Source organism: Henriciella marina, assembly GCF_027213945.1.
Taxonomy (GTDB): domain Bacteria; phylum Pseudomonadota; class Alphaproteobacteria; order Caulobacterales; family Hyphomonadaceae; genus Henriciella; species Henriciella marina_A.
The window spans coordinates 230,648-256,578 of sequence record NZ_JAPWGW010000002.1 but is presented as its reverse complement, the minus strand read 5'-3'; the positions used below and the strand labels follow the sequence as shown (position 1 = coordinate 256,578).

24 protein-coding genes are annotated in these 25,931 nt (G+C 54.0%); 2 read left to right on the top strand and 22 right to left on the bottom strand.

Annotation, left to right across the window (positions count from 1 at the left end):
* Position 1: 1 nt before the first annotated feature.
* From O4G74_RS07615 to O4G74_RS07535, 17 genes are all read right to left on the bottom strand, one after another.
* Complete coding sequence (locus O4G74_RS07615) at positions 2–976, bottom strand: glycosyltransferase family 2 protein (protein ID WP_269402039.1); 975 nt, start codon at positions 974–976, stop codon at positions 2–4.
* Entirely contained in the window at positions 973–1,836 is an 864-nt protein-coding gene (locus O4G74_RS07610) for a glycosyltransferase (protein ID WP_269402038.1), read from the bottom strand. Before O4G74_RS07610 ends, O4G74_RS07615 begins: the two co-directional genes overlap by 4 nt.
* Before the next feature lie 97 nt (positions 1,837–1,933).
* The gene (locus O4G74_RS07605) at positions 1,934–2,743 is read right to left on the bottom strand and encodes a class I SAM-dependent methyltransferase (RefSeq protein ID WP_269402037.1); all 810 of its coding nucleotides are present in this window, start codon (positions 2,741–2,743) and stop codon (positions 1,934–1,936) included.
* A 30-nt stretch (positions 2,744–2,773) separates the two neighbouring features.
* Positions 2,774–3,832, bottom strand: coding sequence for an acyltransferase family protein (locus O4G74_RS07600; protein WP_269402036.1), 1,059 nt, complete (start codon positions 3,830–3,832; stop codon positions 2,774–2,776).
* On the bottom strand, positions 3,829–5,016 hold the full coding sequence (locus tag O4G74_RS07595) for a glycosyltransferase family 9 protein (RefSeq protein ID WP_269402035.1): 1,188 nt from the start codon (positions 5,014–5,016) through the stop codon (positions 3,829–3,831). The genes O4G74_RS07600 and O4G74_RS07595 overlap by 4 nt, the downstream gene beginning before the upstream one ends.
* Complete coding sequence (locus O4G74_RS07590; RefSeq protein WP_269402034.1) at positions 5,013–6,140, bottom strand: polysaccharide pyruvyl transferase family protein; 1,128 nt, start codon at positions 6,138–6,140, stop codon at positions 5,013–5,015. The genes O4G74_RS07595 and O4G74_RS07590 overlap by 4 nt, the downstream gene beginning before the upstream one ends.
* Positions 6,141–6,146: 6 nt before the next feature.
* Complete coding sequence (locus tag O4G74_RS07585; RefSeq protein ID WP_269402033.1) at positions 6,147–6,656, bottom strand: class I SAM-dependent methyltransferase; 510 nt, start codon at positions 6,654–6,656, stop codon at positions 6,147–6,149.
* A complete protein-coding gene (locus tag O4G74_RS07580; RefSeq protein ID WP_269402032.1) occupies positions 6,653–7,528 on the bottom strand; it encodes a hypothetical protein in 876 nt (291 codons plus the stop codon). The genes O4G74_RS07585 and O4G74_RS07580 overlap by 4 nt, the downstream gene beginning before the upstream one ends.
* A gap of 61 nt (positions 7,529–7,589) precedes the next feature.
* Complete coding sequence (locus O4G74_RS07575; protein WP_269402031.1) at positions 7,590–8,282, bottom strand: FkbM family methyltransferase; 693 nt, start codon at positions 8,280–8,282, stop codon at positions 7,590–7,592.
* Between the two features lie 60 nt (positions 8,283–8,342).
* Complete coding sequence (locus tag O4G74_RS07570) at positions 8,343–9,698, bottom strand: flippase (protein ID WP_269402030.1); 1,356 nt, start codon at positions 9,696–9,698, stop codon at positions 8,343–8,345.
* Positions 9,698–10,972 (bottom strand): Vi polysaccharide biosynthesis UDP-N-acetylglucosamine C-6 dehydrogenase TviB, encoded by a 1,275-nt coding sequence (gene tviB / locus O4G74_RS07565; protein WP_269402029.1) that lies wholly within the window; start codon positions 10,970–10,972, stop codon positions 9,698–9,700. Before tviB ends, O4G74_RS07570 begins: the two co-directional genes overlap by 1 nt.
* Positions 10,973–10,978: 6 nt before the next feature.
* Positions 10,979–12,007 carry an NAD-dependent epimerase/dehydratase family protein gene (locus O4G74_RS07560; protein ID WP_269402028.1) on the bottom strand — a complete coding sequence of 343 codons (1,029 nt, stop codon included), beginning with the start codon at positions 12,005–12,007 and terminating at the stop codon, positions 10,979–10,981.
* A 28-nt stretch (positions 12,008–12,035) separates the two neighbouring features.
* Positions 12,036–12,401 carry a MarR family EPS-associated transcriptional regulator gene (locus O4G74_RS07555; RefSeq protein WP_269402027.1) on the bottom strand — a complete coding sequence of 122 codons (366 nt, stop codon included), beginning with the start codon at positions 12,399–12,401 and terminating at the stop codon, positions 12,036–12,038.
* A gap of 284 nt (positions 12,402–12,685) precedes the next feature.
* Positions 12,686–13,798 (bottom strand): glycosyltransferase family 4 protein, encoded by a 1,113-nt coding sequence (locus tag O4G74_RS07550; RefSeq protein WP_269402026.1) that lies wholly within the window; start codon positions 13,796–13,798, stop codon positions 12,686–12,688.
* 170 nt (positions 13,799–13,968) lie between these two features.
* Entirely contained in the window at positions 13,969–14,841 is an 873-nt protein-coding gene (locus O4G74_RS07545) for a hypothetical protein (RefSeq protein WP_269402025.1), read from the bottom strand.
* A 289-nt stretch (positions 14,842–15,130) separates the two neighbouring features.
* A complete protein-coding gene (locus O4G74_RS07540) occupies positions 15,131–15,625 on the bottom strand; it encodes a hypothetical protein (RefSeq protein WP_269402024.1) in 495 nt (164 codons plus the stop codon).
* Between the two features lie 114 nt (positions 15,626–15,739).
* Positions 15,740–16,507 (bottom strand): metallophosphoesterase, encoded by a 768-nt coding sequence (locus O4G74_RS07535; protein WP_269402023.1) that lies wholly within the window; start codon positions 16,505–16,507, stop codon positions 15,740–15,742.
* A gap of 283 nt (positions 16,508–16,790) precedes the next feature.
* Between O4G74_RS07535 and nusG the strand changes: the two genes are divergently transcribed.
* On the top strand, positions 16,791–17,297 hold the full coding sequence (nusG, locus tag O4G74_RS07530) for a transcription termination/antitermination protein NusG (protein ID WP_269402022.1): 507 nt from the start codon (positions 16,791–16,793) through the stop codon (positions 17,295–17,297).
* Positions 17,298–17,469: 172 nt separating this feature from the next.
* Entirely contained in the window at positions 17,470–18,630 is a 1,161-nt protein-coding gene (locus O4G74_RS07525; protein WP_269402021.1) for a sugar transferase, read from the top strand.
* Between the two features lie 192 nt (positions 18,631–18,822).
* On the opposite strand, the gene O4G74_RS07520 is transcribed toward O4G74_RS07525, so the two are convergent.
* The 5 genes from O4G74_RS07520 to O4G74_RS07500 form a co-directional block, all read right to left on the bottom strand.
* Positions 18,823–20,094, bottom strand: a complete 1,272-nt coding sequence (locus O4G74_RS07520) for an O-antigen ligase family protein (protein WP_269402020.1) — start codon at positions 20,092–20,094, stop codon at positions 18,823–18,825.
* A 131-nt stretch (positions 20,095–20,225) separates the two neighbouring features.
* The gene (locus tag O4G74_RS07515; protein WP_269402019.1) at positions 20,226–21,320 is read right to left on the bottom strand and encodes a hypothetical protein; all 1,095 of its coding nucleotides are present in this window, start codon (positions 21,318–21,320) and stop codon (positions 20,226–20,228) included.
* A gap of 59 nt (positions 21,321–21,379) precedes the next feature.
* Entirely contained in the window at positions 21,380–23,584 is a 2,205-nt protein-coding gene (locus O4G74_RS07510; protein WP_269402018.1) for a GumC family protein, read from the bottom strand.
* An 82-nt stretch (positions 23,585–23,666) separates the two neighbouring features.
* Positions 23,667–24,347 (bottom strand): polysaccharide biosynthesis/export family protein, encoded by a 681-nt coding sequence (locus O4G74_RS07505; protein WP_269402017.1) that lies wholly within the window; start codon positions 24,345–24,347, stop codon positions 23,667–23,669.
* Positions 24,348–24,566: 219 nt separating this feature from the next.
* A complete protein-coding gene (locus O4G74_RS07500; protein ID WP_269402016.1) occupies positions 24,567–25,889 on the bottom strand; it encodes a glycosyltransferase family 4 protein in 1,323 nt (440 codons plus the stop codon).
* Positions 25,890–25,931 lie beyond the last annotated feature (42 nt).

Genomic DNA, 25,931 nt, shown 5'->3' with positions numbered 1-25,931 from the left:
CTTATTGACCTCTAGAGCGATGTGAGCGGGCGAACCGCCCGAAGACGCTGTTTGCTTTCCTGTTAGGATATGCGGCGAGCAGGCGACCGGAGGTTCGAACAGGGTTTGTCAGGGCTAATTGAGCGATACCAAACAGAAATGCCCATCGGTGGCCGCTGAGCCATTTATACTTCAAGCTCAGCCACCGGCTCGAAAATTGATATTCCGAAACACTCTCGAACGCATCCTGATGCTTCTGCAAGAGCGCTGTTGAATAGCGGACCAGCGTGTCTAGCGCCTTTTCGGATGTGCCAGTCATCCATTGAGTTACCAAAGGTGCTCCAATGCCTGTGAAATGGCCGCCAGTTTTTGCAAGGCGCAGCGCTAGGTCACTATCTTCGCAACGCCTGAAGAATGCATCAAATCCACCCAACTCGCGGTAAGTACTCAATCGGGCCATCTGAGAGCAGGTCGCGCATGCACCGAACGCCCCGTCTCGAAGCTTCGCTCCCATAAGTGTGAACCTGAGAACCTCCTGGCCGTTTGGAGCTTCGCCCGCATTTGATCCCATTGCGGGTTCTATGCGCTCCGTTCCGTCCGGGTAAATTTGTGTGCGTGCTGTGTGACAAACGACGGGAGCGCCTTTCGCGTGCGCAAGCTCATATTCAATGATGTGGTCGCGCTGCCTTCTTACGCGGTCCGGGAGGCTGATATCGTCGTCATCGAAAAATGCCAGGAAGTCGGCTGTTGTCGCGTTGATGATTGTGTTTCGGGCAGCGGCGACTCCTTGATTTCTGTCATGGCAAATAAGGCGAATTTTTTCATGTTGCTCGTGGAAGGTTTGAATGACGGCCACGGTCTCATCCGACGAACAGTCGTCAACAATGATGATCTCGGCCACTTCGGTGTCTTGTGACAAGGCGGAATTGATCGCAGCGGCGATGCTGTCAGCGGCATTGTAAGCTGTAATGCCAATGCAAATGCTGCGGTTGCTCATGGTTGGTCGCTACGGCGAAAGCGCCGTCTGAGGGGTTGAAGCCAGATTGTGATGTAGGGCACGGCGAATAGTACTGGCCAGAAGATGCCGCCATGTTCGCGATACATATTAAGCCGCTGGCGCACGGGTTCGCGTTTCGGGTCATTCAGCATACGAAGCGCCCCTCGAAGCGTAGGTGCGTCCGTCGGCGATAAGTCGCTCGAAGCATTCATGTCACATTCCCCGATGTGCCGGGGCGCCACCAGGACCCTTCCGCCGGCGCGTCTCAGTTTCAGACCGTATTCAAAGTCTGCATTCGAATGGATAAAGTACTCTGAAAGAAAGCCGACTTTCGCCAGCGCTCCACGTGATATGAGGGCGCCGTTCATGTTGAGCGTATCAGCTTTCTGCACGGTGCCGTCGGGGACAACGAGGTGGCTGAACTTCAGGGGGTGCCAGGCCGAGCTACGCCGCCGCCCGCCATAAGTCGTTTTCTTGCCGGCCAAGTCTGTGAAGCTGCCAACGATCGCTACGGGCACGTTGGGCTCGGGAGCGTTATCGAGCAGGTGCTGGAGGGCGTCGTGATTGAAACGAGCATCGTCATTATAGACAAACAGATAGTCTAACTGCCTTTCGGATAGCAATTCTTCCCAGCCGAAACGCATGCCGCCAGCCCAATACATTGAGCCGGAGCCTCGCAGAACTTCAACTTCTGGAAAATTCGCTCTGACGTCTTCGGCAGTGCCGTCGCCAGATGCGTCGTCCACCAATACGTGCCGAAGCTCCACATTGGCTGCGACTTTCTGCCGATGCAAATCTTCGAGGGCGTGTAGCGTTTGAGACTTCCGGTTGTGGGAGCAGGCTAGGGTAAAGACTTTCATGAAATCATTGGCTGGAAGAGCGATGCGCTGCTGGATATATTGCGCAAAGAGCAGCTATTGCGTCTGAAGGTCATCTATCGGTTAATATGACTCAAACTCAGCCCGGCTTCCGCTGAACCATCAAGCTGATCCGGGTTTGCTTTAGAATCCACCGGGTTGCTTTCTTTAACGGTAATTTTTGGTAGAGGCGTGCCGCGCCCCCATAAGCATTTCGAAGAAACCAATCCGTTGGATATTCGCAATTACCAAATATTTCTCTGCTCATACGAACATGGGTAGAGTGCGGTAGATAGCAGAGACTGGTGGCGCAATATTCTGCATTTGATCGTGCGACTTCGTCAGGCTGCTTATCCTTCTGATACGGGCTGCGAAATCCAAGTTTCGCCCATAACTTGAAGTACCAGTAAGGCACCTTTTTTGTGGCAGGCCGAGGCCAGAAAAAGTGTACAAATGGAACGCGTATATGCGGTTCTACAGGCAGATACCATTTGCCCGGCTGGACAAACCACCTGGATGGCAATGTATGTATTGCAACACCACCAGGCTTCAGAATTCTCTTTATCTCTCTGTATAGGGCGGGGTGGTCGTGGACGTGTTCCAGGATCGTGTTCGAAATAACCACGTCGACGGACTCGTCGTCATAGGGAAGACGATAGGGCGACATTTCAATTGGGCGCAAATACGGGCTGCAATCTCCATCCCAAAACTCGTCCACATCGCAGCCATGACAATCCACGCTGTTGTTTCGAAGTTCATTCACCAGACGTCCGTAACCGCACCCAACATCTACGACCGTAATCTTGCGAGGATCCTTGCCCGCCAACTCCTCAATCATTTTGAGTGTGAGTGGAACAAGTTGAGGCTCGAACGGAAAAGGTTCCGTCGTATCTCTAAACTCTTGCGGCATATTGAGCCCCTACTTTCGAAGAAACGTAAATCAATTTCCGTTTACTTTTCGGTTTTGATTTTTCAGATGAAATGCTTCGCTTCGCCGTAATCTAGCTCGATACCATTCTTGATAGGGTAGTTCGAGCTTCACATGAGCAATTAGAGCTGTTCCGACGGATATGATGCACAGTATAATTATCTCAAAGTATTCGTTGTTTGCGCCGACGTAGGCCAGCAACCGTCTAAATATCAAAAATATAAGTACATGAGACAAATAAAGGATGTAAGAGGCCCCGCCCATTTGAATAACAACCGTTGAAAGGCGTAGGGGAATGCCGGATATGCCGTATACAATAGCTGCCGACGGGACCCCGAATATAATGACGCGGCCCCAATTCTCGATCATGGCATCCGATCCAAGAAATAGAGAGAAGGCAAGAGAAACTGTACCTGCGATTGCAATTAGCGCTGCTCTTATCGGATGCTGATACTGTGTTTTGTCGTATGCGAGCGCGGCAATAATACCAAACAGAAATTCCAGAAAAATCGGCGATAGAGGTAGCCAGCCGCGCCCAATCCCGTTTAACGCCAGCACCCAGTTTACAGCTCCCCACAAAAAAATCGTGGCCACGCAATATCGCGGACCAAGACATAAGTATGTAAGGCCAGCAACTAAGTAAAAGAGTATCTCGCAAGATAAAGTCCAAGCGATAGAAATGATGTGATCATAGGAGGGAAGCAAGAAATAAGAAACGACTAATCGGTCAGGAGAAAGGTCTCTTTCAAATCCAGGCAAGAAGATTGATGCTAGCCCGAAAGTTAGAACGTATAGCGAAAGAATAACCCAATAGGGCGGGAAAATAATAAGAAAGCGCTTGGCCGCGAAGCGTTTTATACTCGAACCCGGTTTCAGTGTACGAAATATAATAAAACCGCTGATGACAAAAAAGAGATCAACGCCCGCATACCCCCGTTTGAATAGATCGAATAAAGGTTCTCCCGAATAACTTTCTCCAAGATGAAACAGCATTACGAGCATGGCAGCGACCGCTCGACATGCTTCGAGGCCATCTATCCTATTCGGGTTGGCCAGGCTTACGGGTTTCACTTCAGCGCCTGATTGCAAACTTCTGTGCGCGTTTCATCCAGGCGGCGCATGGCTTTGTCCATTACACCATCAACAGAAATTGCGTCGATGCAGGGAAATGGGCCCACGCCGTTATAGGGCTGCGTGCATTGCCAGTTACAGCCGAAACACTCCATCGTGGCATATGCTGTCTCAGGCTCCACATTTGTGCTGCCCGACGGGTAGGGGAGGAAACGTCCAAAATGTCCCCCGCCCAGGACGCAGACAGATGGGGTCTCAGTCGCCGCGGCGATGTGAATGGCCGAGCTGTCATTGGCGATTACGAGGGACGCGCGGTGAATGATATCAACAAGGTCTGGCACGCTTGTGCGGCCGGCGAGGATGATGGGGCTTGGAACCCTGCTTGACGTACCTAGCGTCTCAGCCAGTTCGGTTTCTGATTTGCTTCCGCATATGACAAGTCGAAGGCCCGTTTCCTGATGCAGCCGCCTGGCAGTTTCAGCAAAGCGTTCGACAGGCCACATCCTCTTGCCGGTGCCCGCCCCAGGAACGAAGACCATGTAAGGTTCCGGAGGAATGTCGTGATTGCACGTTTCAGTCGTTTCAGGAAACGGCTGGATCCTTGTGCTCGCCGCAACGCCCGTCAGGCGCTCCAGGAACTCTGCATGCCTCTGGCTTTCGTGCAGCGGCTTCCGGGTCGCTGGAAGAAGTTCGGTATACCAGTGGTCGGACACACGCTTTTGCCAAGGGCGGATGTTGTGGTGATCGCCTTGAGACCCAATTCGCGTCCTCGCATTAGAGGCCCTGATGAGGGAGTCGCCCACCCAGAAGCTCCGCGAGTAAGTTGGCTGAATTGCTATGGAGGGCCCTAGGCGGCGGATGCGTCGCAGGAGTTGAGCGCGCTTATGCCAGCCATACTTCATGGCACGCACATCGATGCCGATCACCTCATCGAAATAGCCGGTGGCACTTGCGAGGTCAGACACGATGGCATTGGTTGCGAGGACGACGCGGCGGGGACGGTAGAAATCGACCAGCTGCTTTGCGAATGACTGCCAGAGAACGAAATCGCCGATTGCTTCGGTCTGAACGATGAGCACCGTATTTGTGCGGGTAGTCCTGACAGAAGACATCGCTACGATATCGAGCACTGACTTCGCGAAGAACTGCAGCGCCGTATGTAATTTGCGAACTGTTGAGATCAAAGCGAAGCTCTCAAAAGCTCCACATACTTGCCGCGGGCCGATTGTATGATTGCCTCTATCTCACTTCGGTAGGAGTGCTCTTTCTGGGCGGCATCATCAACGATCTGCTCCGGATTGCTCACATCTTCCACATAGTATGAAGGAAGACTGAGGTTGGAGATCATTCGTGCACGGCTGTCATTGCCTATGACTGCAACCGGCTTACCCAGGGACGCCAACATGAACCCGGCGTGCACCCTGTTGACGATCCCAAAACGAGCCCGGGCATAAAACCGCATGAACTCCACGTGATCGTCCGGGACTATGAAGGTTTCGGCCTCGGGCACGACTTCCTTTGCAAGTTCCTGCTCTTTTTGATTGTGACAGGCGAGAACGACGCGGCCAAGTTTCAGGCAATGAACGAATATGCGCCGGAAGTTCTCGCGCCATTTGCGAGCATCGATGGCTTGTCCAAATGTGAAGTGGCCACCGTTTTCCATGAAATTGAGAACGATGTATTCGCCATCTTCCGGCGAGATATCGAGAGCGTCACGTGCGAAAATTGACGTGCATGGAAGAACAGCGGCGTCACGACCGACCGCGTTCAGCATCGCTTGTGCGTGGGTGTCTCTCAACGTGGTTAGATCACACACATCGAAGAACTCGCGCATATATGCGGCCGTCGATGGGAAGTTGAGTATGTTTTGAGGGTCGTCATGGTAGCGCTGACAACTTCCGCCCGCGAGATTGAAGAACTTCCTGTCTCTGCGATCTGGGACGAAACGCCTGCGGATGAGAGGATCGAACCACTCATTGTTTTCGCATTTGGACCCATTCTCATGGCACCAGTAAATGGGCGCACCGGACTGAATGACCAACTCTGCGTCAGAAAGCCGGTTGCGAGCACCGAGTGTACGTAGTGCGGGGTCTATAAGTCTTGATGCTCTGAGCGAACGGATCGCCTCAAAGCCGTAGACGTTGGTGACCGGAGAGTGCTTATGAATGAGAAGCGGCTTGTATTCGACTGCCGGTAGCTCACGAGCCAAAGCTTCGCGCACCAGGCCCGACAATCCTTCGCGCACGAAGTCGTCGCCAATATTATGATTGACGGTCGTGATGTAGGTTACTTTGTACGATTTCGTCACTGACGGTTATTTCTTCGCATAAGCAATAAAGTTGGTCTGGGCGCGCTCAGTGCGAACGTCTCGAAACCCAATGTCCTGAAGCGCCTTTGAGAGCGTTTCGCGAGTCCAGCCAAACTTGTGGCAGAAATATTGTGGGAACTGTTTTCGAGACGAATTCATCTCTTCATCTGAGCCCTGCGGAATGTCCTGGCCGCCATAAAGAAGAACAATCTTTTTTTTGAGCGGTATTCTCCAGCTCTTTATAATGTACTCAGTATCAGGCACTCGAATTTCAACGCTGCCACCGTCGGCGAGTACGGAATAAAACTGCCGAAGGATATCTTGAGCCTCCCAATGGAAGTGGTGCTCGATGATATCATTCGCCAAAATGAATTCGACTGAGCCCTCGGCAAAATGCGCAGAAAGTTTCTCGCAAGATATGTCGATCACCTTGTCGACCTTGTTTAGGGTGTCACTACCATCGACATTTACAAAGCCGGCGCGATAGTCCGTCCCGCACCCAATGTTAAGTTTCAATGTCGTGTCCTCCGGCCTGCGGTTATAAGACGTTTCAGCAGCCTCAATGCTCGAGACTGGTAACTTGGGGCGCGTGAGAATTTCTGGTCGGCGTAATAGTCATCATGCTTCCAGTCCCGCAGGACGAAGGGTGGTGAAACAATCGGGCCGTTCAAAGAAGCGCGGTTTTTTGGAGCATCGGCTGGTCTGGTGGTGGTATGGGTGGCTGAAGCGTCAAATCCGATATTCTCGATCATGTTCGCTGCCGGGAGTATTGTGAGCGCACCGTTATAAGCCTTTATGATAGCCCACTGATAATCCCACGTATCAAATCCATCCCGATACAAAGCTTCGCCAATGTTCAGTTTGGACCGCGCTTCATTCGGGTTTGGATAGGCTAGCGTGAGGTTATTCTCGGCGCTCATTTTTTGCCATTGAGACAAGTTCACGTCGTAATGAGTTGACCAAGCGCGGCGCCATGACGCCCATCCCCATACGGGGCCGTAGCGCGAGTAAAAATAGTCGGCGCCGCAGTCTGTCACGGCATCTGGAAAGAAAACCGTTCCGGATATCTGCCAAATGCGTTCGTCGTGGCGATATCGAGACAGCATCTCCTCGCAGAAACGAAAGAAGCTCTCTGCAGGCAGGCAATCATCTTCCAGAATGATGCCTTCTTCTTCGTGGTCGAAGAACCAGTCTATGCCGCTGCTCACCGCGGTCCGGCAGCCGAGATTTCGATCTCTGAAAAAGGTGTGGACTTCGCAAGGCCAGTCAACCGAAGTTGCGATCCCTCGAACCTCAGCCGTCAGCGCTGCTTCACCCTCTTTGTTGGTGCGCGGACCATCGGCAGCGATGTACAGGCGAGGCGGTCGGGCCTGGCGAATTGCATCCATGACCCTGCGCGTCGGGCCAGGCCTATTGAAGACCAGAAAGAGAACCGGAGTGTTCATGAAACTACGCGGACCTGTCGCTCACAAATATAGCGGATTTTCCGGTTCTGGCATAAAGCCTGTAACCCTGTTCGCGCAGGAATAGATAGCAGTCGTCGTCTAACAGGCTTTCAAGCGTTTGACAGTCTGTCTCTACCACGACGGCTTCGGGCCGGAACTTGATCCAATCGTTTGACTTCAGGACTTCAAAGTCCAGTCCCTCGACATCTATGGTGAGAAGCTGGATCTCTTGGCTGTCTGGTAGGTATTCATTGAGGATTTTTTGAAGCGGGGCGACACGCGTCTGCTCTGAACCGATCAACTTATAAGAACGACCGGCGGCATTTGGTGTCAACATTTCTTCGTTGCGTACGAATCCATTCAAGGCAGGCTCATCATATTTGTAGTAGGTGAGCATGCCTTCCTCTGCGGCGACCCCCAGCTGCAGATTGATGTCGTGAGGGCGATGGCGATTGAATTCCTTCATACACCCTGGCAGTGCGTCGATATTCAGGCCGCGCCAGCCCTTTGCGTGGAACAGCGCTGTATTTGAAAAACGAAACGGGTGGTGTGCGCCGACATCAACGTAGAAACCAGCCGGGCGCGCGCCGAAATAGCGCTCGAGGATCAGGTCCTCTGCTTCCTGGGACCACGAGGTGCGCGAAAAGCGGCGCTGACCGAAGCGTCGTGAAATTTTCTGGATAAGCTTTGCGTTCATCGGGCGTTGGTACTGGATTACCGCTATTGTGAGGCTGCGTAGTTTATTGGCACGTGCATGTCATGAAGGGCGCAACGACCCTAGGCGCCCAAAGGCCCCGACCGGGTCGAAAGACTTCAGCTTCATTCTGAATAGGTGGCGTGTAGGCTTCTGCAAAAGATCGAACAAGAAAGCCGATACGGCATACGAAAGAACTGTCGCCCAAGCCGCGCCGATTGCGCCGAATTCAGGAATAAGGAAGAGGTTCAGGGCCACGTTGATAGCTGCCCCGGCGAGTGCCCTGTAAAGTGACAGGATTTGAAGACCTTCGGCGATGAACCATCTGCCGCTAGCTACCCCCAGGAAGACGAAAACGGCCGCCCAAATGTGCGCGGAGAGTACGTCCGAGGCGCTTGCGTATTCATTTCCAAAAAGGGTTTGTACAACCAGACCAGACGAGAAAGTTAGAACGACGGCGCATGCGATCGATACCCAAACCAATGCGTCGAACAAGGTTTGAAGGCGCCTATAGTACAAGGCCTCACTATTCTTCTTTGCGTTCAAAAGCGCGGGGAAGATAGAAGAGATAACTATCATCGGAACGAAGTACCAGATTTCGCTAATCTTGGTGGCCGCCGCATATATTCCTGTCTCTGTATCCGATGAGTATTCAGATAACATGACGATGTCTATTTTCATGTAAATTATAACGGCAGCGCCGGCCAAGAATAATGGCCAGCTATCATGAAATAGACTTTTTACCCGTTTCCAGCTTACCGTTAAATGGCGGGAAGGTCCGCTGACAATGAAAAAGGCTGTAATAATGCCCATGCCAACGAAAATCGCATCAAGGGCGTTAATCCAGACAAACAGCAGCAAGTCTCCGCCCAGCGTTATTACCGCTATTTTGCCTATGGCGGAGAATAGAAATACGACGTTTGAAACCCAAACCACATATTTTGAATTTACGTGAGCCTCAAACCAGTACTTGGCGGTTTCCGACGCTTTGAAGAGTAAAGTCAGGCCGAATATGCTGACGGCCGCTCTGGCGACGCTACTATCGTCTCGAAGTTGTACCACTGCCCAGACAAGTGCGCCGTAAGCAACTAGCCCCCCAATCACCTGAAGTGCGGCGGCAGAGCCAAGAGTTTCGCCGCTCGCCTCTGGATGGTTCACCAAGTCCCTGACGACCACGCTCTGTAATCCGAGTTGAACGAAAATCGCGAAGAGGGCGACAAACGATAGGGCATAATTGAGGATGCCGTATTGTTCTGGACCAAGGTATCTCGCTACCCAAATCCCAACAAACAGACCTATGACGAGCCTCAACATCCTGTCGAGAAAAAGCCAGCCGATATTATCGACGATTTTCTTGAGGCCTGGTCGTCCTGCCAATGTCTTTTTCAACGAAGGCATGCGGTTAAGTATCGACGTCATCAAAGGCGAAGCTGGCTGTCGCTGGTCGGAAAGCAGCTTTTTAGATCGAAGAATATTGATCGAGCGTGCCCGAACTTACGGACAGTGCTTGCTCCCATGTCGCGATATGTCTCGTGAGGTACGGCCAGCAGCACGGCGTCATACTGGTTGTCCGACAGGGCCTTAATGAGCTCTATGTCGTATTCTTCCTTTGCCTGCTCCGGGTCAGCGTACGCGTCGTGAACGTCGACCAGCGCGCCGTAATCTTCAAGTTCACGGATGACATCTACGACGCGCGTGTTGCGGAGGTCCGGACAGTTTTCCTTGAAAGTCATTCCAAGGATCAGGATACGAGCGCCATTTATTGCGAGATCTGCGCGGAGCATCGCCTTGATCAGCTGTGCGGCCACGTATTTTCCCATTCCATCATTGATGCGCCGGCCGGCCAGAATGATTTGCGGGTGATGTCCGAGAGCTTCGGCCTTGTGTGTGAGGTAGTAGGGGTCGACGCCGATGCAGTGGCCACCCACGAGCCCAGGGCGGAATGGAAGGAAGTTCCATTTGGTGCCGGCCGCTTTCAGTACGGCCTCGGTGTCTATATTCATCCGGTTGAAGATCATCGCGAGTTCGTTGACGAGCGCGATGTTGAGATCACGCTGTGTGTTCTCAATGACCTTCGCCGCTTCGGCGACACGGATCGATTCGGCCTTGTGCGTGCCTGCGGTGACAATGGAGGCATAGAGGGCATCTACAGCGTCGGCTACTGCGGGCGTCGAGCCCGAGGTGACCTTCGTGATCGTGGTCAGGCGATGTTCCTTGTCGCCCGGATTGATCCGCTCTGGGCTATAACCACAGAAGAAATCCTCATTAAACCTTAGGCCGGAATGATGCTCCAGCACAGGGACACAATCTTCTTCAGTCGCGCCTGGATAGACGGTGCTCTCATAGATGACTATGTCGCCCCGCTTCAGGACCTTTCCGACAGTTTCTGATGCTCGGAGTAGGGGCGTCAGATCAGGGCGTTTGTGAGCGTCGATCGGTGTGGGAACCGTAACGATGAAGACTGAGGCGTCACGAATTTCATCAAGCGCGCTCGTGAAGCTGAGCTTGGTGGCTGACTTCAGGTCACTCGCTTCAACTTCAAACGTCCGGTCATGGCCGCGATTTAGTTCGTCTATGCGCTTCTGGTTGATGTCAAATCCGAGCGTCGGACGCTTCATGCCAAATTCAACGGCCAAGGGGAGGCCGACATATCCGAGGCCGATGATGGCAAGTTTCGACTCAGGCCCGATCATTTGGGTCTACTTGCCATAATAGTCGCGGAACCAGGCGACAAAACGCGCGATCCCCTCATTGAAATCGGTCTGCGGCTGGTAGCCGGTGAGGCGACGGAGCAGGGATGTATCGGCCCAGGTAGCTGGCACATCGCCGAGCTGCATGCCCATAAGGTTTCGCTTCGCTTCCATGCCGAGGCATTTTTCGATCGCATCTATAAAGTCCAGTAGCCTGATTTTCTCGGAGTTTCCGATGTTCACGATGCGAAAAGGGGCTACAGGAGAGAGACTGTCCCCATGTTCAACCTTTCCCTCCGATGGCCGTTCGGGAACCGCGCCCATCAGTAGAGAAATGGCGCGCACGAGATCGTCCACATATGTGAAATCGCGGTACATCTCCCCGTGGTTGTAGATGTCGATCGGGCGGTCATCGAGCATCGCATCAACAAATTTGTAGAGCGCGAGGTCGGGTCGCCCCCAGGTTCCGTAAACTGAGAAGAACCGGAACATCGTAATCGGCAGATCATGCAGATGAGCGTAAGCATGAGCCATGCTTTCATTCGCCTTCTTCGTGGCGGCATACATCGTCAACTGCATGTCGGCCTTCTCGGTTTCGTCGAACGGCATTTCGGCGTTTGCGCCGTACACCGAAGAGGTGGAGGCCATCAGAAGATGTTCGACACCAATGCGTTGGGCGGCATCCATAACGTTGAACGTGCCAGTTACATTCGAGCTGATATAGGCGCGAGGGTTCTCAAAACTGTAGCGTACGCCCGCCTGGGCAGCGAGGTGAACGATGATTTGGGGTTTGAACGTGGAAATCAGCCGATCCAGTTTTTCCTGGTCCTCGAGCATTCCAATCGTTGCGGAGAACTGGTCATGCTCAAGCAGCATCGAATGGCGTCGCTCTTTGAGAGTGACGTCGTAATAATCAGTGAGGCCATCATAGCCGTGCACAGTGTGTCCGTAAGCGAGCAGAAGCTTTGCCAAATGGAAGCCGATGAAGCCGGCTGTGCCGGTTACAAGAATGCGTTTCTGCGGTGTGGGATCAATCATATTTGTGTTTCAATTCGGCGATCTGAATTCAAGACGAATTTCGGGAGCGGTGCCGAGCCTTCATGGCGGCTAGCTCGCTCTCAGAAAAGTCCTGACCGATTTCGTCGATTTCGGCTTTCAGAACCTCGTACTCAGCAAGCTTGCGGGACAGAAAGCGTCTCGTCAGGTCAGTTTTTGCCGCAATTCCTTTCGGCGTTAGCACGTAGGAAAAACGTCGTTTGTCTGAGGCTGCGCGGAAATTGCCAAGCTTGATCAATCCTTTCTGGATCAATGCACTAAGTACATAGTGTATGCCGCCGGTGCTCACGCCGAGTGCCTTCGCCAAGTCGCGCTGGCTCAGTTCAGGGTTCGTTTCGAGTAGTCGCAAAAGTCTGAAGTGGACGTCTTCGCGCAAAGTGTTTCGCTGGGAGGTCAAGGTCCGACCAGCTTCTCTATGGCTACCGCACAGGTACTCGCTTTGGAGCGACCTGGTAGGCAGAAATCGTCAATGTGAAGCAGACAAGTCATGTTCGCTCAATTGTGAGCGATAACGAGACTGACGCTTCTAGGCAACCTAAATCCAAGGCGTGTCTAGCTAGATTAGGTTACGTTGTTGTGTCAGCGACCGCGATGCAAGGTAGGGGCCAGATCGCCTTCCCAATGCTGCGCAGGACGCACATCCGATCGAGCAGGGTGGTTTCAATTTCGTGCAGTTCCGGCGATTGCTGATCGATACGCTTGTACGACGATGGCCTGGTCAAATTCGCTTACCATTTTTTCGCGGCCTGACAGCCCCATCTGAGCCTGCGCTTCGTCGGATAAACTGAGGAACCGCTCGATCGAGGCCACAAGGCTGGAGGCGCTTCGCGCTTTGCACAGATAGCCTGAAATGCCCGATTCTAACACCGACCGGCATCCTGGCACGTCGGTGGTGATGATAGGGCGTGCCATTGCGGCTGCTTCGATTAGAGTGCGCGGGGCCCCTTCGCGGTAGGAGGGCAGCACAACGCAGGAAGCTCTTTCAATGAGCGGGCGCACATCATCTGTTGTGCCCAAATAGTCTATAATGCCTTCGTCCACCCAGGCTTTAACCCTATCCAAATGAAGAGAAGTGCGATTTTCGCTTCCTAGAGGGCCTAGCAATTGAAATTGCGTACCCGGGTGCCTCTGCCGGATCATGCGGGCGGCATCTACATATTCCACCACACCTTTGTCGCGGAGAAGCCGCGATATCATCAGAAACTTTTTAGTTTCATCACCGATTGGAAATGGCGTCGCTGGAAAGCGATCAAGGTCTATTCCCGAACCGGGCAAGATCTTTGCCTGATCGATTTGTACAAGGCCTCGCTCGAGAAACAGTGCAAGATCGTCTTCATTCTGAAAGAATACGACAGGTAAGGATCTGAAGGCTGTCCGATAAAGCTGTTCGGCGGTAAACTGCAAAAGCCTGCCAGAAAGGAATGCCGTACCCAAGCCTGTCACGTTCGGTATGAAAGGGATCCTGAGCGACTTCGCGGCAATGGCCCCGAACAGGTTGTTCTTGATTGTATAGCTGAGAACGAGCTCGATTCCTGCGGACCGAATGATCCGTCTGAATTGCCCAATCATCGAGACCCCATCGAGCGGATTGAGGCCTTTTGCGTTCATCTCCAACGGTATGAATTTACATCCTAGCGCTTCGAGATCTGCTACGCTGTTATCGACCGGTGCAGCGATAATAACCTGGTGGCCGTCAGCAAGCAGTGCCTCTACTACAGGTCTTCGGAAATTCCAGATGTTCCAAGCCGCGTTCACCGTCATCAGAATGCGCATGATGTGCCCCTTAGCACGATAGCTATTCTATGTATTGATTGAGGGACGCAAGCTTGATGAACGCATTACAAAGCGAGCGCTCGGGTGGTCGGCGATTATTGCATCGAAGTTGTGTGGCACGCAGGCGCCTTAAAGCGTGGACCCGTCCGGCCTAGAAACCCAGCATCGACTTAGTGAAGGGCCTCTGGGGCTACAACAAAGCTAGTACTCGCTGGAAGCTGCTGGAAGCTTATGGATTTGAAAAGGTGTGCATCGGCAGCTGCGACGGATACCTGCGACGACAGTGCTGGTCTCTGTGTGACATCCTCGTCCAGGAGGGACACTTCGGCGACAGCTTTTTCTTCTCCGGCTGTGCTGGAGCTTTCCGGCCCGTCGCTTTGAAGCTTGAACGCTGTAACAGCTTCAACTTCGTTCGACACGCTGGCGAGCACTATGGATGAGCTCGATTCCGAAGCGTCCGCTTCAGCGCGGGTCAGCAGATCTTTTTCGACCTCGGCGACCTGCACTGCAGCCTGATCGTTTACGTCGTTTTCATCGCCTCGCGCGCGTTGGGCGGCGAGAGCCAGTGCTTGTGGAGACTGACTTGCGGGCTTCAGCGCGCCGCCGCGCCGAAAGTGGTTGATCGTCGTTTCTGACAAGGCAACAGCTTGCGGGTCTACCCCAGCCCATTCGTCTGGCAGAAAACTGCCGCCTTCGTGCGTGCGGCTCCAGCCATTCGCGTGTGCGAGTTCGTGGCACAGAAGGCGAGCGTACCATCCAGACGTCAGCGTCTGGCAAGGGTTCGGCATGGTAATCATCCGATCGTCGCCGCACCCCATGGAGTTGATTTGCGGAACGCCAAATATATGTGCGCCACGTTGTGCGCATCGTGCGCCGACAAGCATCGGGGAAACGAATTCGACGGCTACGGTATTGTCGCCGCGGTATTCGAGAGGTGCGTTCTTCACCGGCTCTAGGGGGGCGACGGTCATGCAGCCCGCCAGAAGCGACGATGTGCAGAGTGAGCTCATCATCGTAAGGCGTTTTGAAAATCTGTTTCTCATATCCATCATCCCACTTCTTTGAGTTGGTGACGGAACATCTACAGACTGTGCCATAATGGCCGTTTGAGACTGGTCTACGAATTTTGCGGTTTTTGCGCGGGGCTTGTTAACTTTTAGTCTCGTGTTACCGGGGCGATTAACGAGACTTCAGAAAACCGCAAATAAACAAGGATGTGCTGGGCGAATTGATTAACGTTTAATGCCGCTTTCAAATGATGCTTCTGCGTTCGCCACAAAAAAAGCGTGCCAAATAGGCACGCTTTGACTGCTCGCAGCAATTCGAAAGTGATTACGGACTAGCCGAGTTACCGTCATCATTGTTCGTGGCGGCTGCTGCTGCCCCCGCCGCGGCGACGGCGCCACCTAAGATGCCAGCTGCGCCGATACCCGGAGGCGCTGTAGTAAGGCCGCCAAGCGCTGTAATCTGCTCACCAGTAAGTGCCACGGGCGTTGTGTTGCAAAAGGCTGCGTTGACAACGATTTGCTGACCGGGCTGCAAGACCTGCTCGCAACCGCTCACATTTAAAGTAGTCGTGCCTGGTTTGGCAGCTGACTCCGGCAACGTCTGAACGATATCACCTTCAATCAGGACATCACCTTCGGCAAGAGAATAAAGTTCACCATCCCGAACTACGACAACTGAACCAACCTCGCCGGACAAGCTGGTTACGGAACCCATCTCATTGACAGTCTCCGCTGCGGCCGTCTCTTGCTGAGCCATCGCGACAGGCGCGGCGGCGACAAGCGCTGTCGCGATCATAGTTGTTTTGAGTATGAGACGCATATCTCTTCTCCTGAAACCTAAGCTTGTCATATCTCGACAACGAATGCTTGTATACGTAGTCGCGGTCAATATTCGTAAAAAATTAACAATCAAACGAAGCGGGCATGGCTGAGGCTATTCATGTGCCCGGAAAAAGCAAACGTCTTCTCCTTCTAGGCGAACCGCACTTAGGCGGCCAGTTCTATAGGCGCCGGTGTCAAGACCTATCCGGTTGGGATGAAAAGCGATTTCCGTTTCGACGGAATGACCATGGATGATGACCATGCCGTGGTATTCGTTACTTTCAAGAAATTCCCGTCTTATCCACCGCAAATCCGAAGCCTGCTGATCGTTGATGGGGATGCCGGGGCGCACGCCGGCGTGAACCAATAGATAGTCGCCGAATTGAATGCGATCGAGAAAGCCAGCCATGAAAGCAATATGGCTTTCCGGAATAGCCGATAGAAGTGCGTGCTCCAAAGCGCTGATTCCCTGCTGCCGGTAATAGGCATGATCGACATTATAGCTTTCAGCCGTTTTATCGCCACCGTGTCTGAGCCACCCATCCAGTTGTGTGGGTTCGCCGCGTAAACCCCGCACCAGCACCTCCTCATGATTGCCCATGATAAAGTGGCAGCTGGCATTGGCAGGGCGATAGTCGAGCAATTTCTCAATGACGCCCCGCGACGATGGACCCCGGTCGATAAGATCACCTAGAAAAATGATGTGGTTCGAACTTGCGCCGCTCTCACTTATGTCGGTCTCAATCTGGCTGAGAAGATTCTCCAGCAGGTCAAGCCGTCCGTGTATGTCTCCGATTGCGTAAGCTCGCTTTCCCGGCGGACCTGCGGTTGGCCGGAGTGATTGCGGCTTTTTTGCTGTTTTCGATAAGAAACCCAGCATGTTGGCTCTACTCCAGTCAAAAGACGGCAGATTAAGAAGCTGTTTTCGCTAATCGGTACGTCTACGCTTTAGCTCTTCAGAGGCTGAAGAACAACGAACATGGACTGTTAATTGATAACGCGATTGCCCGGCATGCATTTTGCGGAGGCTTTGATGAGTCATCAAACAGTCAACCCCATAAGGTAAACAAAAGCCTAATATCGGTTGCGCTTGCTGGGTGGGCATGATTGTTCTGTACACACTTGAAATTGATCAAGGCGTGGATTGTGGGGGGATTTTGTAGATGCTGAATGATAGTTCGTGGTTCGTCGTACAGACCCAGGCTGGCAAAGAGCGACTAGCAGCTGCGCACTTGGGTCGTCAGGGTTTCGAAACTCTCTTTCCGCAGCTCTGGCGTTCTGTTCGCCGGTCGCGAAAGTCAGTGAACGTGCTGAGGCCAATGTTCCCCGGCTATGTCTTCGTCAACGTTGACATGGAGCGTATGAGGTGGCGGGCGATCAATAGCACCGTCGGTGTCTCAAAGCTTGTCCGTTTCGGTGAGAAACCGGCAGCATTGCCGCTGGAACTCATTCAGACACTTTCCTCGAACATCGGCGAGGATGGCGCGGTTGTTTTCGACTATGATCTGAAGCGGGGCGACCACATCCGCGTGATGTCCGGAGCTTTCTCAGACTGGCTCGGACGGATCATCGAGATGACCGATACCGATCGTGTGAAAGTACTTTTTGGAATGATGACCCGACAAGTCGAGGTCACACTGCCCAAGCATCAGCTTGCCAGAGCCGGTTAGCGCGAGAGCCGAAGTCATGAATACTCTCAGCCATCTTGCCGTTGGCACTGAACATCGGGAAAAGTTTTCTCGACGTCTAGCGGACGCGCTGTTTCGGATCCGCTATCAACTGATCGGGGCCATACTTCTGGGAGTTGTGGCGCCCGTTATTCTGAGAGGGAAATTTGAGCGCTTGCCCGATCAGATTGCCAGCTATGACAATTCGCTTTTCGGAACGCTTTGCGCTGTCTTGATCGGCTACATGGTTTTCAGAAAAGTGACTGCGCTGCCTGGTTCCAACGCGTTTACCAGCATCACCCCAGCATTTCTGTCGTCGTACGGCATCATCATCGCGATCTTTTTTGTTCTAAGGCTAGAGTATAGCCGCTCGCAGTTTCTTGCGAGCTTTGTCCTGACGACGGGCTGGTTTATCGCCTTGTCCTACTATGTCGCCCGTTTCAGGGAAGCAACGTTAGGCCTTGTATCGTCCGAGAAAGTGAAAGACCTCGCCTCGCTCCCGGGGGTTAGCTGGATAAATTTCGCAACACCAGAGGCCGCGTCCCGTCAGAGACACCTGCCACTCGTCGTCAATCTTCAGGACCCGAAACTTAGTCCGGAGTGGGAGCGCTACCTCGCCGAGGAAGCCATCGCTGGGCGCGTGATCTACAATACAAAGCAGATTGTTGAATCCCTGGAAGGCCGTGTTCGAGTGGACCACCTTTCCGAGAACTCTTTCGGACATTTGGCGCCGGACTCGATTTACGCGCCAGCGAAAAGATACATTGACGCGGCGACGGCTGCAGTCGCACTTATCTTGCTGTTCCCGTTTCTTGTCCTGATCGCGCTTTGGATCAAACTGGACACGCCAGGTCCGGTTATATTCCGCCAAAAGAGAATGGGATATCGCGGCAAGACCTTCACGATGTTCAAATTTCGCTCGATGACGGTGCAGAAGGAAGATGCCGGCAATGCGCGCGATCTCGACATGACGCAAAGCAATGATCACCGCATTACCCCGCCAGGACGGTTCATTCGCAAGACCAGAATTGATGAGCTGCCGCAGCTCTGGAACATTTTTATTGGGGAGATGAGCTGGATTGGGCCGCGCCCTGAAACACTCAGTCTGTCGAACTGGTATGAGAAGGAAATCCCTTTCTATCGATACCGCCATATCGTTCGCCCGGGCATCACGGGCTGGGCGCAGGTCAATCAGGGCCATGTCACCAGCGTTGAAGACGTGCGCCGCAAGCTCGAATTCGACTTTTACTATGTGAAGCATTTCTCGATGTGGACCGATTTGTTTATCGGCATCCAGACCTTGCGGGTGATGTTAACGGGCCACGGCGCAAAATAGCGTGGAGCCAGCTAGCAAAGCCTGTAACTCCTTTGCTTGATCGATGTCATTAGCGATTGATTGGGATTTAGCGCTCGTTCGCTACGGCGCGTTTATTCAATGGATCCCGTCGGTGGGCATCCCCAAGTGTGTAGGAGGCAGTCGCCGGGTGACGCGCTCAAGCGGAAACGAGTAGGGCTTCTGGCACGCGGGTTAGATCACGAGACTCCGCTCGTCTTCGGTAGCCTCCACCTTTTGCTTCCGGCGATCCCTGCGCAGGGTCTTTTCCTGTATCAGCAGTGCAAGACAGGCAGCTGCGACACAGGCGATGGCTGGCGTGCGCAGTGGATAATCGACGAGGCTGTGGAGCATCACGACGAACAAGGCGACAGTCGCGGCTCGGCTGGTGTGCCTCGTTTCGTCGCTTTCATGTTTCCAGGCCTTTTTGACCAGCCCCCAGTACAGCCGCAAACCGGCCCCGATTAGCAGCGCGCCAATTAGGCCTGTCTCCTGCACGAACTGGAGCAAATCATTGTGCGCGTTGTTCGCGTATGTGCGGGTTACCTGATCGGGATCTTCATACATCCTGAATACATCTTCAAATGAGCCAAGGCCCGTGCCGAATAACCAGTGGTCTCGTATAATCTCGAATGTCACGCTCCAGATATGCGGGCGAGACATTTCGGAGCCGCTTAGGGACATGAGACCAAGGCCGCCCAGAACAGGGCTGGAAAATATTAGCACGCCCGCCGCCATGATACCGGCGCCTGTGAACAGCGAGTATTTGAGCTTGGTCGGACTAAGTGAAGTTGCTCCATTATATATCATGAAGCTCCCGGCGAGCGCTGGCAGGAGTAGAAGATATCCAGCCACCGAACCGGCAGCGAGCAGGCAGAGGAAGATTGGTAGCGCTATTGCTAGAACGCTGATTGCCTTTGCGACGTCGAGATCGCGTGACTGCCAGCTGCGCTTGATATCTCGTAGGAGGGCCGCAGCGAAAGGTAGGCACAGCGCCAGAAAACACGCCTGATGGTTGGCGTTCGCAAAGAACCCCACTGGCGAATTTGGATTAGTGATTTCGTAGAAGTAGAGCCGTTCATCATTATTAGTGAAAATTTGAGCGAAACCTAAAAATGCCGTTGCCGCACCCATCGCAGGAATGGTCCAATTCAACACTGATGCAGTTCGTCGGCCGAGTACGAGAACGAGGCAGAAAACCGCCAGAAACGGGACAGCCCCGGAAAGGGAAATTCTTCCAGCTTCTGGCGCAAGTGAGATCGGCATGAACTGATCAGCTTGAAGTCCGACAATCGCAATTCCTTCTTGAACGACCGCACGGTCACCAAGCTTGCCCCAAATCCATTCGGGTAGTGGCACCAGTTGAAGAACGCTCCAGACTGACCAGACAAAGATAAGCAAGAGCAAAAGCCGTGCATGTGGCGTCTTGCTTTGCCGCAGAGCAAACGGGAGCAACGCAGCAGCCATGAGTATCGAAAGCAGAGATAACAACATCCGCGGCGACAATTCAGGGCGAGACGAACCACCGAGGCACAGAACGACAGACAGGCATACCGGTAGAGCGAGCCGTCGAGCTTTACGTAGAATTGATCGAACAGTCATTGAGTAGACGATCTTTCTAGCCGACTGATTTCAAGTGTCTGAATGAGGGCGCGTCCGGTCCTCGGGAAATCGCCGGGCAGGCCTGCGAGCTCAACCCTCTGGAATTCGCAGTCAGCGTCCGGAACTGAGATGTCTTCCTGAATGATTACTGGCTCAGTCGACAGCTCTGTCGCCGGCAAGGTCCAAAACGGAGTTCTTGATCTGTAGCAATAAATCGCCCATTCGAAACTGTTGCCGCCCTCAGAGACATCGCCTGACATCATGATTTTGGCCTGCGCCAGACCTGATGGAAGCTTGGTCACCTGGCGTGCGATGGACTTCCGGGTTTGTCCATAGGAACTGACGGCAAGCCCCCCATTGGGCTCGAAGCTGGCGGCTCTAGCATCGACATCCCAAGTAAACGGTCCCGCGCCGGGTAACCCTTCAAAGTGTGCATCGAAGGGTGCTGTCATTGCGGCTCTCGACTCCGGGGTGAGAAACGTCAGAAACGCGTCATATGCGAGGTCGATACGGTTTTGCCGGAGCAAAGCGCTCACGACTGCTGCTTCGCCGCGCTTATCACCCTCTGCCCACTCCCACAGGTAGGCTTTGTGCGCCGATGTAGGGGCGAGCCGCATAAGGAGCGTCGAGGACCACCTGGGTCTGCTCTCGATCAGATCTGCGACAAACGGTCTGGTTTCCGGATTTTTCGCCATCTCGACCAACGCGTCGAGCAACGCGCTGGAATTGGAGCCGCCTAGCGCGAGGGCATACGATATTTGGTGGGTTGCACCAGCATAGTCCCCAGACAGAAAATCGATTTCTGCGAGCGAGATCCTCGCAAAGGTGCTCCTGGGAGTGATTTTGAGCAAGTGTTCTGCAACGCGGCGTCTGCCGGGCGTGCGCGCCTGCGCGCCTGAGTAAGTGGAGCTGAGCAACTCTACGAACGGGCCGCTCGAAAGAGGGGCTGCAAGGAAATGCCGTTTGATCGTCTGGCCCGACTCTTTGCTGGCCGGAGCACTGTGGTTGATGGAATTGGCATTGGAGTCCACCACCCTGGGATCTGAAGAGGGCCCGTGAGAGCCCACATCCTCAGTCAGCCTGTTGAGCATTCCGGTGGCTAGCCAGATCAGGATTAGCCAGCAGATAACAGTCGCTAGCCAGCGCATAACTAGCCTGCGTCGCGATAATCGGTCGGATTTTCCGGAGCTGAAAAAAGGTGGATCTTGCGCTGCTGGCTTTCTTTGGCCGACAGCTGCTTTTGATCGTAAGCGTAGGCGCCCTTGCCGTAGTGGTAATAGTAATAATCGGAGTTGTAGCCGACCTTCTTCGCATCAAACTTAGTGAGAATTACACCCAGAACATTCGTGCGGCTTTCCATGAGGCGTCCGATTGTTCTGACCACTTGAGGTGTGCGGATGGCGCCGGACTGAATAATTACGACAGTACCTTCGCAAATAGAGCCAAGTAGGGGAGCATCCGTGAAACTGAGTACGGGGGGCGAGTCGACCAGTACAAGGTCGAACATCTGCTCGGCTTCTTCGATGATAGACTTCAGGCGCGGGTTCGAGAGTAACTCGGCAGGGTTTGGCGGAATGACGCCAGCTGGAAGCAACCAGAGACCTTCGTGACGCGACGCTACGATATTGTTCTCGAGCTCCGACTCTCGGGTCAACATACCGGAAAGGCCGATCGAGACGCCTGAGTCGGCCACGAACGAAGGTTTGCGCATGTCTGCGTCGATGATGAGCACACGCTGACCAATTTTGGCAAATGCCATTGCGAGTGCGACCGTCGAGCTCGTCTTGCCCTCGCTGGGGCGCGTCGAGGTCATCAACAGGCTTCGAGGAGCGCCGCTAGACGTCGTGAATTGAAGGGCTGTGCGGGCAGAAAAGAATGCCTCGGAAATAGCAGATTTAGGATCAGACAGTTCGCTTGAGACAATGTCCTTGTTGTTCTTCACTTTCGGAACCACGCCTACGGCGGCCAGGCCAAGCTTGTTCTTGACGTCATCCGGTGTCTTGATGGTGTCATCTATATAGTTCAGCGCGAAGGCCAGACCCATCCCACCAGCGAGGCTGAGCACAAAAGCGATAAGCAGCGTGCGGCGTAGATTAGGTTCGAAAGGATAGGCAGGCACCTGGGCCTGATCGATTACGGAAACCTGGCTAGATCCAACGCCGCTCGCGATTGAAATTTCTTTCATCCGCTGGAGCAGCGCCTCGTATTGCGTGCGGTTCGTATCCACTTCACGTTGTATAATCGTGTAGTCAATGCGTCGATCGCGTAGATCCTGGAGTTCGCCGCGAAGTTCGTCCACACGTTCGCTCAATGACGCTTCGCGTGCCTGCGCGGCTCGATACTCAGCTTCCAGGGCGTCGACGATCGCCGCCCGCTCGACTTCTATCTCTGCGTCGAGGGATTCCATGCGCGCTTGCAGTTGCTCCATTTCTGGATAGCCAGGTTTGAACGTGCCGAGCTTTTCCTGGTACTCGGCATTGAGCTCTGAGCGTCGCGTGCGAAGGCGACGGAGGTCTTCGCTTTCCAGCATGGCGCGGGTCGTTGGGTTGTTCTGCGCTTCACGGAAACGCTGTTCTGCTGCAATGCGCTGGCTTTCTGCGGCAGCGAGTTCTGAATTGAGTGAGACAATCGATGTAGCGTCGAGCGACCCGCCGCTTTCAGAGTCCAATTCAAGAATGTTCTGGCTGGAGGCATATTCGACTAGGCGTCTCTCTGATTGCTCAAGCGCTTCTTTTGTTGTCTCCAGTCGATCCTCAACAAATTGGCGCGCATAGGCCGTCGTGTTGTATTTTCTCTCAAGGTTCGTCTGAATAAAGTTCTCGACCAAGGCGTTTGCAATTCGAGCTGCCTCGCCTGGGTAGGGGCTGACGAACTGAACGTTGATTACGCGGCTGCGCCCCTCTGGATTTACTCTAACGCCATTTACCACCTTCGATGCGGCTTGTTGCAGACGTTCATTGCGTGGCAGGGATTGGTCGGCATAGCGCTGATCAGATGGCAAATTCAGGACTTCCGCGACGCGCTCAGCCAATGACCTGCTGCGCAGCAGAGCATACTGGGTTTCCATATACTGACCGTCGGCGACCACGGCGGGATCCACAGAGGCGCCTTCAATGATTTGGGTCTCCTGACGCTGAACCTCGACAGTTGCGGTTGCGCGGTACATCGGCGTTACACGCAAAGTCATGATTGTGGCGATCGAGACGCCAAGAAGTGTGATCGCAAGGATCATCCATTTGCGACGCAGAAATACCTGCAGCAAATCCCAGACATTGATCGCATCTTCACCGCCGCCAGACCCATTGGCATCGCGGTCTATAGCTTCGAAGCGCTCCTGAAAGGGGGCTCCCGGCATGCCGATAGTCCCGTTTCTCGATTGTCGTTTCGGGAGATTTTCAAACCTGTCGTAATTCATAATTCGACACCGGCAGTCCTGGCTAAAGTATGAGGAAGAAGCTGAGGAGCGGAATAGTTCGCAGGAGTTCGTTGCGAGCCCGACGCGTTTCCGAGCCATCGACCACGATTATGTCATTTCCAAATACGCGTGGGTTCTCTGCTTCCCCATTGCGAATAGCTGTGAGGTCGTAGCTCGCAGCAACCTGCTCGCCGCCCACTTGGCGGAACACGATCACATTCTTCGGGTTGGCCCCCTCTGTGGGGCCGCCAGCCATCGCCACCGCCTGCAAGAGACCCAATTCACCGGTGACCTGTATCATTCCAGGATTGTTGATGGAGCCATCAACAGTGATCCGTTCCATCCGGCTTTGTTGCAGGGTTACAGTTACGTCCGCATCTTGAAGGTAGTTATCCTCAAGCTTCTCCTCGAGCACCGCTGCAAGTTGGAGTGCCGTATTGCCGAGGGCGTCCACCTCCCCAATGAGAGGCATCTTGATGAGTCCGCGATGGTCGACTTCGTAAGTACCATTAAGTTGGTTTACGCCAAAAACCTTCACTTGGACGCTATCACCAGGCGCAATCTCAAGTTCACCGACCTCAGCCGCGACTGTCCGGTCGGGGGCAGGTAGCATCTGGCCAGATACCGCGGCGGGCTGGTTGCCGCCGCAACCTGTGGCTGCGATCGAGAAGGCCACAGCGAGCCAGGAAAGAAAATGTTTCATTCGTCGATCCCTCTCAACAGCCAATACGTATTAACTTCTACAGTCTACTCGTTCTGGCGCAACTGGGCGATTCGCACTGATATGCAATAATGCTCGCCTGGTTCGGATCGATTTGAGCAATTCCCATGCCAATTCTGAGACGGACGGATCTATGCGTGTGACAAGAAAAAGCCCCGCGACCGGATGGGACGCGGGGCAACAATTGCTATGCGGTTGAACTTAAACGCGGATTTTCTCTAGTGCGCCTTGATAGCCTCGGCCCAGCTGGCTGCCAGGGATGTCGATCGCTTCCAGACGCATGGCGCGGCGATATATCTGAAGTGTGCGGGCGCCGAGTTCTTCGCGCGTCCAGGATTTGGCCGCTTCGAGACCAGCCTTGCGCATTTCGAGCATGGCGTGGCGGTCGTTAAAGAGGTCGAGTACGGTTTCAGCGATCGCGTCCGGCGTGCAGGCTTCTGCCAATCGGCCGCAACCGTAGCGATGGATATGCTCGACGGCCGCTGGATCTTCGGCGCAAGCGATGAGCGGGCGGCCGAATGCAGCGGCCTCGTGATACACCGATCCGAAAGACTGATAGCGCGATGGCGCGAGCACGGCCTGGCAGCGTGCCAGAATGTGCGTCATCGACTCATCGGTAACGCGGCCATAGTCGAATACTTGTTCGAGCAGGCTTGTCGACACGCCAAGCTGTGAGGCACGGGCATCGAGGGCACCGCTTTCCAAGCCCATCAGATGAAGCTCGGGCAGGGGCTCACCCTGATCACGGAGCTGCTCACTGACCTTCTGGAAGGCTAGGAGCATTTCGTCGAAGCCCTTACGTTCGCTATCGTCGCCCATATAGGCGAGGCGAAGCCGGGCGTGGGCAGGAGGGAACTGGGCAGAGATACCGGCCTTCCGGATCACAGGGTCAACTGAAAGCGGCGTGACCATGTGAATCAGGCCCGGCGTGATGTCATACCAGTCGCGGATCGCGTTCGCGTGGCTGCGGCTGTTGGAGATGATGGCATCGGCGCTATGGTTACAACGCGCTTCCATGCCGCTGACAATACGGTTGGAGATACGTTGACCCAGTGTACTGGCATTCGCCTCATCAATTCCGTGCGGCGCGGAATTGCGTATTACGATCGGCAGGCCGCAATCCATCAGCATGGCGGCGGGTGCGCCCCAATTCGATGCCTCGATCAGATCGAATGGGCGGCGCTCATGCTCTTCATGTACGCATTCGCGGAAGGCCGCGGCGGTTGCCGCGAACTCTAGGCCCGGGATCTTGCGCATCAGGCGGCGAAGGCCCGTGATGCGGCCGGCGCAACCAATGACCTCAATGCGCTCATGATCGGTGCGGACGACATCGTCGCGGTCCATCGTGAAAACACGGACGTTTACGCCGTGACGTGCAAGACCGTGCGCGACTTCGCAGGCAACGCGGCCTTTCGCCGTTGGAATGGGCGGATACTCCCAAGTCAGCAGCGCGACCTCAAGGGGTGGGTTCTCTTCCGGCCCCTCAACCGGCGCGATCGGATTGGTGTGTTGCATCTGTCTCATGCAGACCGAAACGTGAAATGCGGTTAACGGTTGCATTCGTGT